Annotated in this window: 18 protein-coding genes and 1 pseudogene; 12 read left to right on the top strand and 7 right to left on the bottom strand. The window is 67.5% G+C overall.

Annotated elements, in window-relative coordinates; all coding sequences use genetic code 11:
• Positions 1 to 110 precede the first annotated feature (110 nt).
• From BW981_RS06965 to pgeF, 8 genes are all read left to right on the top strand, one after another.
• The gene (locus BW981_RS06965) at positions 111 to 320 is read left to right on the top strand and encodes a cold-shock protein (protein WP_076437509.1); all 210 of its coding nucleotides are present in this window, start codon (positions 111 to 113) and stop codon (positions 318 to 320) included.
• 141 nt (positions 321 to 461) lie between these two features.
• Positions 462 to 731, top strand: a complete 270-nt coding sequence (gene rpsU / locus BW981_RS06960; protein WP_076437507.1) for a 30S ribosomal protein S21 — start codon at positions 462 to 464, stop codon at positions 729 to 731.
• Between the two features lie 32 nt (positions 732 to 763).
• Entirely contained in the window at positions 764 to 1,066 is a 303-nt protein-coding gene (locus BW981_RS06955; protein WP_076437506.1) for a hypothetical protein, read from the top strand.
• A gap of 152 nt (positions 1,067 to 1,218) precedes the next feature.
• Positions 1,219 to 1,827 (top strand): chloramphenicol phosphotransferase CPT family protein, encoded by a 609-nt coding sequence (locus BW981_RS06950; RefSeq protein WP_076437504.1) that lies wholly within the window; start codon positions 1,219 to 1,221, stop codon positions 1,825 to 1,827.
• A gap of 124 nt (positions 1,828 to 1,951) precedes the next feature.
• Entirely contained in the window at positions 1,952 to 2,971 is a 1,020-nt protein-coding gene (locus BW981_RS06945; RefSeq protein WP_076437503.1) for an NADP-dependent oxidoreductase, read from the top strand.
• A gap of 250 nt (positions 2,972 to 3,221) precedes the next feature.
• A complete protein-coding gene (gene lgt / locus BW981_RS06940; RefSeq protein ID WP_076437501.1) occupies positions 3,222 to 4,064 on the top strand; it encodes a prolipoprotein diacylglyceryl transferase in 843 nt (280 codons plus the stop codon).
• On the top strand, positions 4,061 to 5,152 hold the full coding sequence (locus BW981_RS06935) for a class I SAM-dependent methyltransferase (RefSeq protein ID WP_076437499.1): 1,092 nt from the start codon (positions 4,061 to 4,063) through the stop codon (positions 5,150 to 5,152). The genes lgt and BW981_RS06935 overlap by 4 nt, the downstream gene beginning before the upstream one ends.
• Positions 5,153 to 5,191: 39 nt before the next feature.
• Positions 5,192 to 5,956, top strand: a complete 765-nt coding sequence (pgeF, locus tag BW981_RS06930) for a peptidoglycan editing factor PgeF (RefSeq protein ID WP_076437498.1) — start codon at positions 5,192 to 5,194, stop codon at positions 5,954 to 5,956.
• Between the two features lie 19 nt (positions 5,957 to 5,975).
• On the opposite strand, the gene BW981_RS06925 is transcribed toward pgeF, so the two are convergent.
• The gene (locus tag BW981_RS06925) at positions 5,976 to 6,785 is read right to left on the bottom strand and encodes a glycosyltransferase family 2 protein (RefSeq protein ID WP_076437496.1); all 810 of its coding nucleotides are present in this window, start codon (positions 6,783 to 6,785) and stop codon (positions 5,976 to 5,978) included.
• A 374-nt stretch (positions 6,786 to 7,159) separates the two neighbouring features.
• Here BW981_RS06925 and BW981_RS06920 point away from each other — a divergent pair, with 374 nt between their 5' ends.
• Positions 7,160 to 7,816, top strand: a complete 657-nt coding sequence (locus BW981_RS06920; RefSeq protein ID WP_076437494.1) for an outer membrane protein — start codon at positions 7,160 to 7,162, stop codon at positions 7,814 to 7,816.
• Between the two features lie 160 nt (positions 7,817 to 7,976).
• Here BW981_RS06920 and BW981_RS06915 read toward each other — a convergent pair.
• From BW981_RS06915 to BW981_RS06900, 4 genes and pseudogenes are all read right to left on the bottom strand, one after another.
• Positions 7,977 to 8,582, bottom strand: a pseudogene (locus BW981_RS06915) (glutathione S-transferase).
• Between the two features lie 36 nt (positions 8,583 to 8,618).
• The gene (rlmJ, locus tag BW981_RS06910) at positions 8,619 to 9,470 is read right to left on the bottom strand and encodes a 23S rRNA (adenine(2030)-N(6))-methyltransferase RlmJ (RefSeq protein WP_076437493.1); all 852 of its coding nucleotides are present in this window, start codon (positions 9,468 to 9,470) and stop codon (positions 8,619 to 8,621) included.
• Positions 9,471 to 9,521: 51 nt separating this feature from the next.
• The gene (locus tag BW981_RS06905; RefSeq protein ID WP_083712212.1) at positions 9,522 to 10,199 is read right to left on the bottom strand and encodes a ribonuclease T2 family protein; all 678 of its coding nucleotides are present in this window, start codon (positions 10,197 to 10,199) and stop codon (positions 9,522 to 9,524) included.
• Positions 10,200 to 10,210: 11 nt separating this feature from the next.
• On the bottom strand, positions 10,211 to 10,669 hold the full coding sequence (locus BW981_RS06900) for a hypothetical protein (protein ID WP_083712211.1): 459 nt from the start codon (positions 10,667 to 10,669) through the stop codon (positions 10,211 to 10,213).
• A gap of 192 nt (positions 10,670 to 10,861) precedes the next feature.
• Between BW981_RS06900 and BW981_RS06895 the strand changes: the two genes are divergently transcribed.
• Positions 10,862 to 11,497, top strand: coding sequence for a pyridoxamine 5'-phosphate oxidase family protein (locus tag BW981_RS06895; RefSeq protein ID WP_076437490.1), 636 nt, complete (start codon positions 10,862 to 10,864; stop codon positions 11,495 to 11,497).
• Positions 11,498 to 11,528: 31 nt separating this feature from the next.
• On the opposite strand, the gene BW981_RS06890 is transcribed toward BW981_RS06895, so the two are convergent.
• Positions 11,529 to 12,434 carry a DMT family transporter gene (locus BW981_RS06890; protein WP_076437488.1) on the bottom strand — a complete coding sequence of 302 codons (906 nt, stop codon included), beginning with the start codon at positions 12,432 to 12,434 and terminating at the stop codon, positions 11,529 to 11,531.
• Between the two features lie 121 nt (positions 12,435 to 12,555).
• Here BW981_RS06890 and BW981_RS06885 point away from each other — a divergent pair, with 121 nt between their 5' ends.
• The gene (locus BW981_RS06885; protein ID WP_076437486.1) at positions 12,556 to 12,879 is read left to right on the top strand and encodes an ArsR/SmtB family transcription factor; all 324 of its coding nucleotides are present in this window, start codon (positions 12,556 to 12,558) and stop codon (positions 12,877 to 12,879) included.
• Positions 12,876 to 13,418: an SRPBCC family protein gene (locus tag BW981_RS06880; RefSeq protein ID WP_076437485.1), complete on the top strand. Its 543-nt coding sequence runs from the start codon at positions 12,876 to 12,878 to the stop codon at positions 13,416 to 13,418. The genes BW981_RS06885 and BW981_RS06880 overlap by 4 nt, the downstream gene beginning before the upstream one ends.
• Before the next feature lie 22 nt (positions 13,419 to 13,440).
• Here the strand turns inward: BW981_RS06880 and BW981_RS06875 are convergent, their stop codons facing one another.
• Positions 13,441 to 13,971: a winged helix DNA-binding protein gene (locus tag BW981_RS06875; protein WP_210188649.1), complete on the bottom strand. Its 531-nt coding sequence runs from the start codon at positions 13,969 to 13,971 to the stop codon at positions 13,441 to 13,443.
• Positions 13,972 to 13,978: the final 7 nt, after the last annotated feature.

The raw sequence follows: 13,978 nt of genomic DNA, 5'->3' as shown, positions 1-13,978 counted from the left end.
TGGCCGTTCGCGCCTTCGGCGCCGCACGCTGACGATTTCTTCCTTTGATCGAGTTTATGCAACCGCGCATTCCTGCGCGGATTGGACAATCGTTTTTAAAGGAGTTTTCGATGGCTTCGGGTGCTGTGAAGTGGTTCAACGCGACCAAGGGTTTCGGTTTCATTCAGCCTGACGATGGCGGCCAGGACGTGTTCGTCCATATCAGCGCCGTCGAGCGGGCCGGCATGCGCGAGCTGCGCGAAGGCCAGAAGATCTCCTACGAGCTCGTCCAGGACAAGCGTTCGGGCAAGAGCTCTGCGGACAATCTGCGCGCCGAGTAACCGCATCACGCGGAGCGGCGGAGATATGAGGCGACCACGGATGTACTGGCGCCACGACGCGAACGTTCTGCGACAGCGGTGATCGAAGGGTCGGGATTAGTCGCCCGGCCCTTTTGTTTTTTTGATGAGAGAAGGACGACCATGCAAGTTCTCGTGCGGGACAACAATGTCGAACAGGCGCTGCGCGTCCTGAAGAAGAAGCTGCAGCGCGAAGGCGTGTTCCGCGAGATGAAGCAGCGTCGTGCCTATGAGAAGCCGTCGGAGAAGCGGGTGCGGGAAGCCGGCGAGGCCGTGCGCCGCGCCAAGAAGCTCGCCCGCAAGCAGGCGCAGCGCGAAGGCCTGCTGCCGGCGCCGAAGCGCAAGCTGCCGCTCAAGCCGCGGGCTGGAGCCCCCCGTCCGCCGGCGGCGTGATCACGTCCCCCCTTTGCCGAAAGGAGCCTGTCATGTCGAGCCGCAACATGAAGCTGGATGAGATCAAGGCCCGGGCGCAAGCCGCTTTCGAGACGACGGAGCAGCGCAAGCGCGACGCGCTGCTCGCCTGGCAGGCGCTGGACGACGCGGCCAGCCAGACGAGACTGAAGACCGAAAAGCTGAAGGCGTTGCGCATGGCGCGGGATGCCGAAGAGGCCGCGGCCAAGGCCGCTGCGCCGCCGAAGGCGAAGTCCTCTCGCGCCAAGCCGACCGCCAAGGCCGCGCCGAAGCCCAAGGCTGCACCCAAGGCCAAGCCGGCGGCGAAGACGGCCTGACATTCTCCGCCTGCAGGGCGCTCCTTGCCCCTGCAAGGCGCCGCTTCATCCGATGAAGCCGGTTTGCTTGTCCTTGACGCAGGGCGGCTCGTTCGCCATCCATCCGCGCCTCCCGCGCGCCGTTTGGTGCGCCGCGATCCGGAACAGCGCGCATGGCGGATTTGTCGTCTCCCCGCGATTTGCAGACGGGCCTGCCGCCCGGTCGCATCCTCCTGATCAACGGCGCGTCCAGCAGCGGAAAATCCACGCTAGCGCGGATGCTTCAGGCCCGAATGCCTGGGCCGTTCTGGCATATCTCGATTGATCATCTGCGCGATTCAGGCGTCCTGCCGACAGCGCGGATCCGCAGCAGGGAATTCGACTGGCGCGCGCTGCGCGAGCCGTTCTTCATCGGCTTCGAGCGTTCGCTCGTCGCCTATGCCGAGGCGGGCAACGACCTGATTGTCGAGCATATCATGGAGAGCGAGGCCTGGCTGACGCGGCTGGCCATGACGCTCGCCGGGCTCGACGTCTTCTTCATCGGCGTTCACTGCCCCCTGGATGAACTGGAGCGGCGCGAGATCGCACGCGGCGACCGGCCGCTCGGCGACGCGCGGCGCGACTTCCACCGCATCCATTCCTACTGCACCTATGACGTCGAGGTGGACGGCACGGTCGATGCCGCCGCGAATGCCGATGCCGTCATCGCCGCCTGGCAGGCGCGCCGACAGCCTCTTTCCGACCATCCCCGAGCCCTGGATCGCCTCCGCGAAAGCTCGTGAGCAAGCCCTGCGCCGGCAGCCCCGAGCTACCTTATCGGCGCGGCCGCCCTGTCATTGTCGAAGTCCGGTCCCAATATGCGACGGAATGGCGCGCCCCGCGCCTCCAGCAAGGATCGAACAGCTCATGTCGCAGCCCGATGGCACCCGGATCGTCCTCGCCTCCCGGCCCGAAGGGCGCCCCGACCCCGGGAACTTCCGGCTCGAACGCGCCCCGATCCCGACGATCTCCGACGGGCAGGTGCTGCTGAAGACGCTCTATCTCTCGCTCGACCCCTATATGCGCGGGCGGATGAGCGCCGCGAAATCCTATGCCGCGCCTGTCGAGATCGGCCAGGTGATGGAAGGCGGGACGGTCGCGGAGGTGATCGAGAGCCGCGACCCGGCGTTCAGGGCGGGCGACATCGTGCTCTCCTATTCCGGCTGGCAGAGCCATGCCGCCGTCGCGGCCAAGGGACTGCGCAAGCTCGACCCCAAGGCCGCCCCGGTCACCACGGCGCTGGGCGTGCTCGGCATGCCAGGCTTCACCGCCTATGCCGGGCTGCTGGCGATCGGCCAGCCGAAGCCGGGCGAGACAGTGGTGGTGGCCGCCGCCAGCGGGCCGGTCGGCTCCGCCGTCGGCCAGATCGCGAGGCTGAAGGGCGCGCGTGCGGTCGGCATCGCCGGCGGGCCCGAGAAGTGCGCCTTCGTTCGCGAGACCTTCGGATTCGACGCGGTCATCGACCATCGCGATCCCGACATGGCGAGCCAGCTCGCCGCCGCCTGCCCGGACGGCATCGACGTCTATTTCGAGAATGTCGGCGGCCATGTCTGGGACGCGGTGTTCCCGCTGCTCAACACCTTCGCCCGCATTCCGGTGTGCGGCTTGGTGGCGCAGTACAATGCTACCGGCGATTTCCCCGGGCCGGACCGGTTGCCGCTGCTGATGCGGCAGGTGCTCTCCAGGAGCCTGACGATCCGCGGCTTCATCCAGCGCGAATTCGTTCCCACGCAAGGCAAGGCCTTCCAGGACGAGATGACCCGCTGGGTCGCAGACGGCACGGTCAAGTACAAGGAGGACATCGTCGAGGGGCTCGAAAAGGCGCCCGAGGCGCTGATCGGCCTGCTCGAGGGCAAGAACTTCGGCAAGCTGATCGTGAAGCTCTGACAGTCGCGGGCTAGCCCGAGCCTCATGCTGCGAGTTGTGGCAGATACTTGGCCGACGCCGAAAAAGTGATCCTCGGGTTGTGCAACGGGTCATCCCGGGCCTCCCTGCGAGTCGCCCGCGATGACCCGCGTTATTCGTTGGCCGAAACGTCCTTTGATGTTCTCGACGGCAGGCCGCCGCAGCGAAGCCTTTTTTCTTGACCATTCGGCGGCCAGGCGGCCATCTGCCCCGCCTGCCGCCGGACTGAGCCATGCCCGTCTTCGCCATTCCCTTTCCGATGATCGATCCGGTTGCGGTCCAGCTCGGGCCGCTCGCGATCAAATGGTATGGGCTCGCCTATGTCGTCGGGCTGCTCGGCGGATGGTGGTATGCGCGCCGGCTGGTGGCAACGGACCGGCTCTGGGGCGGGCTCGCGCGGCCGAGGCCGGAAGAGCTGGACGACATGCTGCTCTTCGTCGCCTTCGGCGTCGTGCTCGGCGGACGCACCGGCTTCGTGCTGTTCTACGACCTGCCGCGCTATCTCGAACGGCCGCAGGACATCCTGGCGATCTGGCAGGGCGGCATGTCCTTCCATGGCGGGCTGATCGGCGCCACGCTCGGGCTGTGGACCTTCGCCAGGCGCCGCGGCTATCCGGCGCTCCCGGTCTTCGATCTGGCGGCGGCCGTCGTGCCGATCGGCCTGTTCCTCGGCCGCATCGCCAATTTCATCAACAGCGAATTGTGGGGCCGGCCGGCGCCAGACTTCCCCTGGGCGATGGTGTTCCCCAATGGCGGGCCAGAGCCGCGCTATCCGAGCCAGCTCTTCGAAGCCTTCGCCGAAGGCATCCTGCTCTTCGCGGTGGTGAATGTGCTGGTCTGGTCCGGCTGGTTCCGCCGGCCGGGGCTGGTCGCGGGCGTCTTCGGCATCGGCTATGCGATCGCGCGGATCGTCTGCGAGTTCTTCCGCGAGCCCGATCCCCAGCTCGGCTTCCTGTTCGGAACCTCGGTCGATGCGCTCTCCGGGGGGATCACCATGGGCATGCTGCTCTCTCTGCCGGTGCTGTTCGCCGGGATCTGGCTGGTGCTGCGCTCTCGCCGCGAGGCCTCGGCTTGAGTGCGCTGAAGGCGGAGCTCACCCGCCTGATCGCGGCAGAGGGGCCGCTGCCGATCTCGCGCTTCATGGCGCTGGCCCTCGGCCATCCGCGCCATGGCTACTACATCACGCGCGACCCCTTCGGTCAGGAGGGCGATTTCACCACCGCCCCCGAGATCAGCCAGATGTTCGGCGAGCTGATCGGGCTCTGGGCCGCTCACGCCTGGCAGGCGATGGGCGCGCCGGCCCGTTTCCGGCTGATCGAGCTCGGCCCCGGCCGCGGCACGCTGATGGCCGATCTGCTGCGGGCGACGCGGATCGTGCCCGGCTTCCGCGAGGCGGCTTCGGTGCATCTGGTCGAGACAAGTCCGACCTTGCGCGCGAGCCAGGCGGCTTCGCTGCACGCGGCCGATCCGGCCTGGCATGATTCGCTCGGCTCCGCGCTCGACGGGCCCGTCGTCGTGATCGGCAACGAGTTCCTCGACGCGCTGCCGCTCGACCAGTTCGTGATGACGCAGCAGGGCTGGCGGGAGCGGCTCGTCGGATTGGACGCGGCGGGGGGGCTGACGTTCGGGCTCGCCCCGGCGGTCGAGGATGGATTCAAGCTTCGCGCTCAGGCCGGCAGTGTGTTCGAGCAGCCGGCGGCTGCCCTCGCAGTCACCGCGGAGGTTGCTCGGCATCTCGCCTCGGCAGGCGGCGCAGCCTTGTTCATCGACTACGGCTCGGCCCGCTCCGGCTTCGGCGACACGTTGCAGGCGGTGAAGCGGCACGCCTTCGTCGACCCGCTGGCGGAACCGGGGGAGGCCGACCTCACCGTTCATGTCGATTTCGAGCGGATCGGCCAGGCGGGTCTTCAGGCAGGCGCGGCGCTGCACGGGCCCTCAACGCAGCGGGACTTCCTGCTGGCATTGGGCCTGGCTGACCGGGCGCAGCGCCTGTCCCAGAAGGCGGGGCCGGCGCAGCGCGACGGAATCTCTCAGGCCTTCGACCGCCTGACGGCGACGGGAGCGACGGAGATGGGCGAGCTGTTCAAGGCGATCGCGCTGACCCATCCCGCGATGCCGCCTCTGCCTGGATTTGACCTTCATCGGCTGCCAGAGCGGGGCTGACGCTTTTCGACGCCGGCCGCGCCGGACAGGATTTTGTGCATGTTCATCATCTCTCCCGAGCTTGCGGCCGAGCCTGGCATCCGCCACGCCTTCTTCACGCGCGAGGGCGGCGTCTCGGCGGGCATCTACGCCTCGCTCAATGGCGGACTGGGCTCGAACGACGATCCCGCGGCGATTGCCGAAAACCGGGCCCGCATGGCCCGGCATCTGTCGGTCGAGCCCGATCATCTGGTCAGCCTCTGGCAGGTCCATTCGCCGGATGTCGCGGTCGTCACCGGTCCCTGGCAGGGCGATCGGCCGAAGGCGGACGCCATGGTCACGGTCTCGCAAAATGTCGCGCTCGGCGTCTCGAGCGCCGATTGCGGGCCGATCCTCTTCGCCGATGCCCAGGCGCGGGTGATCGGAGCGGCCCATTCCGGCTGGAAGGGGGCATTCACCGGCGTCGTCGGCGCGACGGTGACCGAGATGGAGAAGCTGGGCGCGCGGCGCGAGCGGATCGTCGCCGTGCTCGGACCGACCATCAGCGCCAAGGCCTATGAGGTCGGGCCCGAATTCATCGAGCGCTTCAAGGCGGAGAATGCGACCTATGCCCGCTTCTTTGCGGGCTCCGAGCGCGCGGCGCATGCGATGTTCGACCTGCCGGCCTTCATCGGGCTGAAGGCGCAGGAGGCCGGCATCGGCCGCTTCGTCGATCTGGGCCTGTGCACCTATGGCGATGAGCAGCGCTTCTTCAGCTACCGCCGCACCACCCATCGCGGCGAGCCCGATTACGGGCGCCTGATCTCGGCGATCACCCTCGTTTGACCCTCTGTGCGCGGCGCGATCAGCCGCCGGCCGAATCGCCACCGGATTTGGGGGCGTCGATGCCGGAATTCCGGCGCAGCCGGCGTTCCCAGTGCTTCGCCGCACGCAGATAGCGGTAGAATGCGTAGTTCATCGCCGTCATGAAGCCGTAGATGCCGCGCAGGGCGTGGCGGCGGCCGATATAGGCCTTGATGAAGTTCGCCGGAAACTCCGTCACCAGCCGGAACCCCGACACGGTAATGCCGCGCGCGTCGAGATCATCGGCCTGCGCGTCGCTATAGGCGTTCAGCTTCTCCATCTGCTCGCCGAGCGAACGGACCGAGAAGTGGTGGACCGTTCCCTTCAGCTTGCCGATTCGTGCGTCGGGGACGAGGTCGACCCGGTCATGAACGGGTGAGGGAGAATAGCGGCCCTTCGATTTCCGGTAGAGGCGCACCGGGGCCAGCGCATAGGCGAATCGGTGCGGCGCCTTCTCGCCCGGGAAAATCTCGGCGATCCGGAGCTTGTAGGCGTCGAGCGGCGGCGCGCCGCGCTGAAAGAGCGCGGCGATCTCGGCAGCGAGATCGGGCGGCAGCACCTCGTCGGCATCCAGATTCAGCAGCCAGTCATGGCGGCATTGCTCTTCCGCGAAACGCTTCTGCCCGCCATAGCCGGGCCAGGCGTTGAAGATCACCCGCGCACCATGTGCCTTCGCCACATCCTGCGTGCCGTCCGTCGAGCCCGAATCGACGACGATGACGTCATCGCTCAAGCCGCGCACGGCCTCGAGCGTGCGACCGATCCGGTCGGCTTCGTTCAATGCGATGATGAAAATGGAAAGAGGCGCCACGACCTGATCTATCCGTTTGATTTCAGGGCTTAAGCATGGGCGGCCAAGCTCGGCAAGTTTGCCGGCCCAAACATTCTCGACCTCCAGCGGAACCACAATGGAACGAACGCGTTGTCAGGACGGTCGTCCACGGTTCCGCTCATGTGGAACCGTTTTCGATTAGTATTCGATTTACCATACGCGCAAGCTTCCCCTTGGTTAACCGTTCTTTACCTATTTGCGTCCAGTCATCGCATTCGTGCCGCATTTCTGCCGCGGTTCGCAACATGGCTGTGCTTCCGGCGCAACAGACAAAGCCGGCATCCGGGACTATACAGATGCCATCGAAATCACCCGCCGGGTCCACCGGCAAAGCGACGACTAAGGAGTTTGTCATGAAGAAGTATCTGCTCGCGAGTGTTGCCGTCCTCGGCCTCGTCGCTGCCGGCGCCGCCTCGGCCGCCGACCTGCCGTCGCGCAAGGGCCCCGTCGCCGCCCCGATGTACGTCCCCCCGGCGTTCACCTGGACCGGTTTCTACGTCGGCGCCAACGCCGGTTACGCCTGGGGCAACGTCAACAGCTCGGGCTTCCAGGTCACCAACACCGGTGATCTCGACGGCTTCGTCGGCGGTGGCCAGGTCGGCTACAACTACCAGATGGGCCAGTTCGTGCTCGGCGTCGAAGCCGACATCCAGGGCGCTGACCTCAGCACCGGCAGCAACCTCGGCCTCGTCCGCGTCAAGACCGACTACTTCGGCACCGTCCGCGCTCGCGTCGGCGTCGCCTTCGACCGGTTCATGCCCTACGTGACCGGTGGTTGGGCTTACGGCAACGTCAAGACCTCGATCCCGGCTCTCGGCTTCTCGGCCGACAACAGCCACACCGGCGGCTTCGCCGTCGGCGGCGGTCTCGAGTACGCTCTGACCAACAACATCATCGCTGGCGTCGAGTACCTCTACGTCGACCTGGGCGAGAAGCGCGTTCAGAACACGGGCGCCAAGATCGGCACCGACTTCTCGGTCGTCCGCGCCCGTCTGAGCTACAAGTTCTGATCCAGCTTCCTTCGGGAAGTCAGAACGACCCGGTGGCCTCTGGCCACCGGGTTTTTTGTTGCCTCGAACACCGAATCCGGCGTGCAAGAAAAAGGGCGGCTGCCGGATGGCGCCGCCCTTTTGCGTTGGTCATGGCTCTCGGCGTTGCCGCCGCGGGCCGTCAGCCGGTGAAGCGGGTCTTCTCGAAGGCCGGTACGCGGGCGGCGAAGTCGTCGAGCCAGGCCACCAGCCTGGGATGCTCCGCGCGCTAGGCGCCGGCGAACCGCAGGTCGAGGTAGCCGAGTGCGCAGGCCAGCGCGATCTCCCCGATGCGCGGGCGGTCCGGGAAGGCCGGAGGAGCAGCTTCCAAAGCGGCCAGGCCACGGGCGACCTTGCCATCCTGATGAGCGACCCAGTTCGCGCTCCGCTCGGTTTCGGCCCGGAAGCGGCCCTCATAGACCTTGAGCAGGGCTGCATCCGCGATGCCATCGGCCAGCGCCTGGAGCCGCAGCTGCGCGAAGCGGGCCTCGCCGGCCGGGATGATCTTTCCGCCGCCGGCCAGATGGTCGAGATAGTCGACGATCACGCGGGAATCGAACAGCGTCACCCCGTCTTCGAGAACGAGCGTCGGGATCTTGCCCAGCGGGTTCTGCTCGCGCAGCACCTCGTTGGGGTCGGTGGTGTCCGCGGCGACGATCTCGATCTTGTCCATCAGACCGAGTTCGAGGGCAGCCATCTTGACCTTGCGGCCGAAGGGCGAGGCGGGGGAGGAGCGCAGCACGAGCATCGTCGTCATCCGTCGAGGGAGAGAAGGCGGGCGCGATCAGCCGTCGGGCCGCATCGCCTCGCAGTGATAGCGCGGACGCTGCCCCTGCGCGAGCCGCTCCGTCAGCGCCGGCAGCAGCGTCTCCATCTCCTCCGCCAGGCGCCAGGGCGGATTGGCGATCAGCAGGCCGGTCGCGCTCAGGCCGCCGGCGGCCTCGGGACGGTCGACGTCGATCTCCAACTGCAGCAGCCGGCCGATGCCGGCATCGAGCACGTCGTCGACCATCGTCGAGACGGCGTTCCGGTCCTTCAGCGGGTACCAGAGCATGTAGATTCCGGTCGGCCACTTGCGATGGGCGGCGATGAACTGGCTCGTCAGCGTGGCGAACTCGTCCTTCTCCTCGAAGGGCGGGTCGATCAGGACGAGGCCGCGTCGCTCCTTGGGCGGAACATTGGCGCGCAAGGCCGTCCAGCCATCGATGGCGAGCGGCTTGCAGCGCGAATCGCGGGCCAGCGTCTCGACCAGCTTCGTGTAGGTCTGCGGATGCAGCTCGGCTGCGATCAGCCGGTCGAAGGGCCGCATCGCATGGCGGCAGAGCCAGGGAGAGCCGGGATAGGCCTCGGCGCTATGCTCGGCGCGGATCGCCGAGAGCGCCGTTCGATAGGGCGCGAGCAAGGCTTCGGCTGCCGGTGCCAGAGGCGAGCGGTCGAGCCGGGCGATGCCGTCCTTCCACTCATGGGTGCGGGAGGCGTCGTCGGCGTTGAGATCGTAGCGGCCGCTGCCGGCATGGGTATCGATCAAACGATAGGGCGTCGGCTTGCCGTTGAGATGCAGCAGGATGCGCGCCAGCACCGCGTGCTTGAGCACATCCGCGAAATTGCCGGCATGGAAGCTGTGGCGATAGTTCATGGCGCGCTTATCGGCCGCCCGCGCGCCGCAGGCAACCGGGGCCTTGCACGGCTACTGCGGTGCCGGCACGCTGAACTCGCGACTGCGGCAGCCGGAGCGATCGACCTCGGGGCAGGAGCGGAAATTGCGCAGGTCCCTGGTCAGGCAGATCCGGACCTCCTGCAGCACGCCGCGCTTGCAGCTCACCGACATCATATCGGTGCGCAGGCCGGGATTGGCAGCGGCGAAGGCGCGTTCGAGATCGATCGCGGTCCAGTTCTGCTCGCGCTGCGGCTTGGCCAAAGCGGGCGGAACCGCCACCTTGTCACGGGCACGGCGGGCATCGCGGAAATAATCGGACGGGCTCGATCCAGAGCAGGTGCCGTGCTTGCGCCATTCGTAGCGGGCGAGGCCCTCTGTGGGGTAGACGCCCTTGGCCTCCTCCAGCGCGATGCGCGAGGGGGAGCGACCGGCCGGGCCGCAATCGCTGGGATAGCCGCGTTCATATTGCGGCCAGAGCCCGTGAACCACGAAGCCGAGATTGGCGCCGTCCGAGCACTGCTCGCGGTTGCGGTCGTTGCCGCCGTCCAGCCGGCAGAAGCCCGGCGACCAGGAGAGCGCCAGCACATAGAAATCGAATTCGCCGGCTGCGCCGCCGCGCTGGCCGAAACCCTGCGCCTGCACGCCCCCCGCCATCGAGAGGGCGCCGAGCCCCGCGAGGGCCAGCAGCCTGGCGCGCCGAAGCCTCATCGCCGGCCGGCTCAGGGGCGGGCCATCTGGCAATCGGGCGCATAGCTGCGCTCGCGGTCGAGGCCGGAGACGCACCAGTTGACGTTCCAGCCGCGGGCGAACAGGCCGAGATTCTCGCGCACCGAATAATCGACGCGGTGGAACAGGCCGTTGTTCAGCAGTACGCGGGCGGTGCAGAAGCGCCGCGGAATCGTGTCATCGCCCCAGGGCCGGTAGCCGAGCTGGCCGATGCGGTCATAGGAGAGGGTTTCGAGCGGGCCCCAGAACGTCGCCTCGCGGGCGTTGAACGAGCTGGAGAGGCTGCCGAGGACGGCCGGGTCGGCGCAGCCCGGCAGGTCGCCATACATCGGGATGATTCGCTCCTCGGCGCGGTCGACGGGCGCGACGATGCGGCGGCTGCTAGCCTCCGCGGCAAAACCGGTCAGGCAGGCGAGCGAAACCAGGGCGGTGGAGAGCCAGGCGCGGGACATGGGAATCGGCCTCATCAAGGCAAAACGGTTGGCGGGTACGATGGCTGCGGGGCCGCGACAAATCAAGGCGTTGTCGCCGGTGGAAGAAGCGCGCAGGCCTGACAGGCGATGCGCCCGGCTGCTGCGGCCATGTCGCCGCGGGGCTGGCGATCCGCTGCCCATCCGGCGACACTGCCGGCAGGAGGGCCCAGCATGACAACCGGTTTCGACGATCCCCAGGCCTGCGTCACCGATGCCGAGGCCTTGCGCGAGCATATCGGCCCGGTCAGCCCGGTCGTGCGGAGCAAGGTGCTCGACCGGCTCGATTCCTTCTGCCGGGACTTCATCGCCATCTCGCCCTTTCTGGTGCTGGCGACGAGCGATGGCGCCGGAAACGCCGATGCCAGCCCGCGCGGCGATGCGCCGGGCTTCGTGCGTGTGCTGGACGAGCGGACGCTGCTGATCCCCGACAGGCGCGGCAACAACCGCGTCGACAGCTTCGGCAACGTGCTGGCCTCGCCCGGCATCGGCCTGCTCTTCATGGTGCCGGGCATCGCCGAGACGCTGCGGGTCAACGGCAAGGCCCGCGCGACGCGCGATGCCGCGCTGCTCGCGCCCTCTGCGGTTCAGGAGCGGCCGCCGCTGACGGGGCTCCTCGTCGCGGTGGAGGAAGCCTTTTTCCATTGCGGCAAGGCGCTGATCCGCTCGAAGCTGTGGGACCCGGCGGCGCAGGTGCCGCGCAGCAGCTTCCCGACGCTCGGCCGGATCGTGGCGGAGCAGACGAAGATGGTCGATGCGGAGGAGGCCGACCGCAATCTCGCCGAGGCCTATCGCAGCCGGCTCTATTGAAGCCCCGCGCGCGCCCTGCGTGGCACCGCTCTCAGGGCACGGAGGCGGGCGTGACCTCGATCTTCGCCGAGAGCGAAGAGGCTCGGCGCTCCAGGACGAGCAGAGCGAGGCCCGCCACAATGATCAACCCGGCGCCGGCCAGCATCGCCGGTGTCGGCCAGTCGCCAAAGACGAACCAGCCGAAAACCAGCGCCCAGATCAGCAGCGTGTACTGATAGGGCACCACGACCGAGGCTTCCGCCAGCTTCAGCGAGCGCGTGACGCACAGATGCGCCACCATCGCGACGATCCCGAGGAGGGAGAGAAGCGCCGTATCACGCAGGCTCGGAGTGACCCAGCCGAAGGGGAGCAGGGCGAGGCCGATGAGCGCCGCGCCTGCCGTCTGCCAGGCGACGAGCGTCACGTCCGGCGTGCCGCGCAACTGGCGTCCCGCGATCATCATGGCGGAGAAACAGAGGCTGCCAAGCAGGGCCATGCCCGCGGGTGCCGAAAGGCTGGCTGCGGACGGGCCGAGCGCGACGGCCACGCCGGCAAAGCCGACGACCACGGCGCCCCAGCGTGCCGCATCGACAGTCTCGCGCAGAATGACGGCCGCCAGCACGACGACGAAAACCGGCGCCGCGAGCCAGATCGTCATGGTGTCGGCCAATGGAAGATGGCTGACCGCCGCATAGAACAGGGCGACATCGCCGCAGCCGAACAGCACACGCAACGCCTGCGCCCCGGGCCGCGCGGGCCGCAAGGTCCGGCGCCAGCCCTGGGCGATGACGAAGGGCGCGAGCACGATCAGCCCTGCGATGCTGCGGATCAGCAGGACCTGCCCGACCGAATAGGTCGCGACCAGCCATTTGCCCATCACGTCGTTGACGGAGAACAGCAGGATGCCGAGCAGCATCATGCCGATGCCGGCGAGGGAGGCGTTGCGCGTGGCAGTCATGGGATCCGGCCAGAGGGGCGCCCTCTCTGGCTGAACCTCTCTGGCGTGACAAGCGGCAGTCCGCATCCGTGCCATTTATTTCGTTATTGACTTAATTAAGTGAATAAGAAAATATTGGGCCATGGATCGCTTCTCAGCCCTCGCCGACAGCACCCGCCGCGACATCGTCGAGATGCTCGGCAGCGGCCCGCTCTCGGCAGGGGAGATCGGCGGGCGCTTTCCGCTCAGTGCGCCGGCTGTCTCGCAGCATCTCAAGGTCTTGCGCGAAGCGGGACTGGTGAAGGTTTCGGTCGAAGGGCAACGGCGGATCTATCGCCTCGATCCGGAAGGGCTCGCTGCGTTCGAGGCCTGGATCGCCAAGGTGCGCGGCTTCTGGAGCGCGAGCCTCGACCGGCTGGAAGCCGAACTGTCGAAACAAGATGCGGATCAGGGAGACGCAGGATGAGCAGCTACGGCACGGTTCTGGAAAGCGGCGCGGTGCGGTTCGAGCGGCTGTTGCCCGGCCCGATCGAGCGGGTCTGGGCCTATCTGACAGACGGCGACAAGCGGGCGACATGGTTCTGCGGCGGCGATACCGAACCGCGTGCCGGCGGCCGGATCGACCTCTTCTTCATGCATTCGAGGCTCACGAATGAACGCCCGCCCGAGCATGCCCGCAAGATGAACGACGAGGGCGCGCTGATGCACGGCACGGTGACAGCGTGGGATCCGCCGCGGCGCCTGGCCTTCAGCTGGGTCGGCATGGGCGAGCCGGACTCCGATGTCGACATCGCGCTCTCGCAGGAGGGCGACAAGGTGCGGCTGGTGCTGGTCCATCGCCGCCTCGCGACGAAGGAGCGCATGGTCCTGGTATCGGGGGGGTGGCACCTGCATCTCGACCTGCTGGAGGACCGGCTGTCAGGCGTGGAGCCGCGCGGCTTCTGGTCGCTCCACGGCGCGCTGTCCGAGGAATATGCCGAGCGCCAGAAGGACGTCGCGATCTGAGGGCGGCGAGGCGGCGGCGCCGCTACAGGCTCGCCGCCGCCCGTGCCGCCTGATCGTACTGGCCGGAAAGGGAGCGCATCGCCGCGGCGATGTCGGAGAGGCGCCCGGCATCGGCGCCCGAGGCCAGGACGGATTTGACGAGGATCTGCTCGCGCACCTGCGCATAGCGGCGGCAGGCATCCTCGCCCGCCGAGGTGATGGCCACCGTCTTTTCCTTGCCCTTGCGGCCCGACTTCATCAGGCCCAGCTTTTCCAGCTTCTTCAGCGAGTAATTGACCAGATGGGTGTCCTCGATGTTGAGGACGAGGCAGATATCGGCGAGCCGCTTCGCCTTGCCGCGGTGGTTGACGTTGTGAAGCACGATCACGTCGAGCGGGGACAGGTCGGGCAGTCCCGCCGCCGCCATGCCGCGCACGATCCAGCGCTGGAAGGCATGGGCCGTCATGCTCAGCGCGAATTCGAACTCGGACAGGGCCGGCATCGCGCCGGCCGCGAGATGGCCGGAGGAGACGATGGGGCCGAGGTCGTCGGGGAAGGGCTTGAGGTCTGCCATGGCTGAA

It is taken from the genome of Allobosea sp. TND4EK4, from assembly GCF_900156025.1.
Taxonomy (GTDB): Bacteria; Pseudomonadota; Alphaproteobacteria; order Rhizobiales; family Beijerinckiaceae; genus Allobosea.
Note: the sequence above shows the minus strand (reverse complement) of the source record. Positions and strands in the feature narration are given on the sequence as shown.

Bases quoted from the DNA above. Each gene is read 5' to 3' on its own strand.
- BW981_RS06965 (WP_076437509.1), top strand. From the start codon at position 111: ATGGCTTCGGGTGCTGTGAAGTGGTTCAACGCGACCAAGGGTTTCGGT.
- rpsU (WP_076437507.1), top strand. From the start codon at position 462: ATGCAAGTTCTCGTGCGGGACAACAATGTCGAACAGGCGCTGCGCGTC.
- BW981_RS06955 (WP_076437506.1), top strand. From the start codon at position 764: ATGTCGAGCCGCAACATGAAGCTGGATGAGATCAAGGCCCGGGCGCAA.
- BW981_RS06950 (WP_076437504.1), top strand. From the start codon at position 1,219: ATGGCGGATTTGTCGTCTCCCCGCGATTTGCAGACGGGCCTGCCGCCC.
- BW981_RS06945 (WP_076437503.1), top strand. From the start codon at position 1,952: ATGTCGCAGCCCGATGGCACCCGGATCGTCCTCGCCTCCCGGCCCGAA.
- lgt (WP_076437501.1), top strand. From the start codon at position 3,222: ATGCCCGTCTTCGCCATTCCCTTTCCGATGATCGATCCGGTTGCGGTC.
- pgeF (WP_076437498.1), top strand. From the start codon at position 5,192: ATGTTCATCATCTCTCCCGAGCTTGCGGCCGAGCCTGGCATCCGCCAC.
- BW981_RS06920 (WP_076437494.1), top strand. From the start codon at position 7,160: ATGAAGAAGTATCTGCTCGCGAGTGTTGCCGTCCTCGGCCTCGTCGCT.
- rlmJ (WP_076437493.1), bottom strand. From the start codon at position 9,470: ATGAACTATCGCCACAGCTTCCATGCCGGCAATTTCGCGGATGTGCTC.
- BW981_RS06905 (WP_083712212.1), bottom strand. From the start codon at position 10,199: ATGAGGCTTCGGCGCGCCAGGCTGCTGGCCCTCGCGGGGCTCGGCGCC.
- BW981_RS06900 (WP_083712211.1), bottom strand. From the start codon at position 10,669: ATGTCCCGCGCCTGGCTCTCCACCGCCCTGGTTTCGCTCGCCTGCCTG.
- BW981_RS06895 (WP_076437490.1), top strand. From the start codon at position 10,862: ATGACAACCGGTTTCGACGATCCCCAGGCCTGCGTCACCGATGCCGAG.
- BW981_RS06890 (WP_076437488.1), bottom strand. From the start codon at position 12,434: ATGACTGCCACGCGCAACGCCTCCCTCGCCGGCATCGGCATGATGCTG.
- BW981_RS06885 (WP_076437486.1), top strand. From the start codon at position 12,556: ATGGATCGCTTCTCAGCCCTCGCCGACAGCACCCGCCGCGACATCGTC.
- BW981_RS06880 (WP_076437485.1), top strand. From the start codon at position 12,876: ATGAGCAGCTACGGCACGGTTCTGGAAAGCGGCGCGGTGCGGTTCGAG.
- BW981_RS06875 (WP_210188649.1), bottom strand. From the start codon at position 13,971: ATGGCAGACCTCAAGCCCTTCCCCGACGACCTCGGCCCCATCGTCTCC.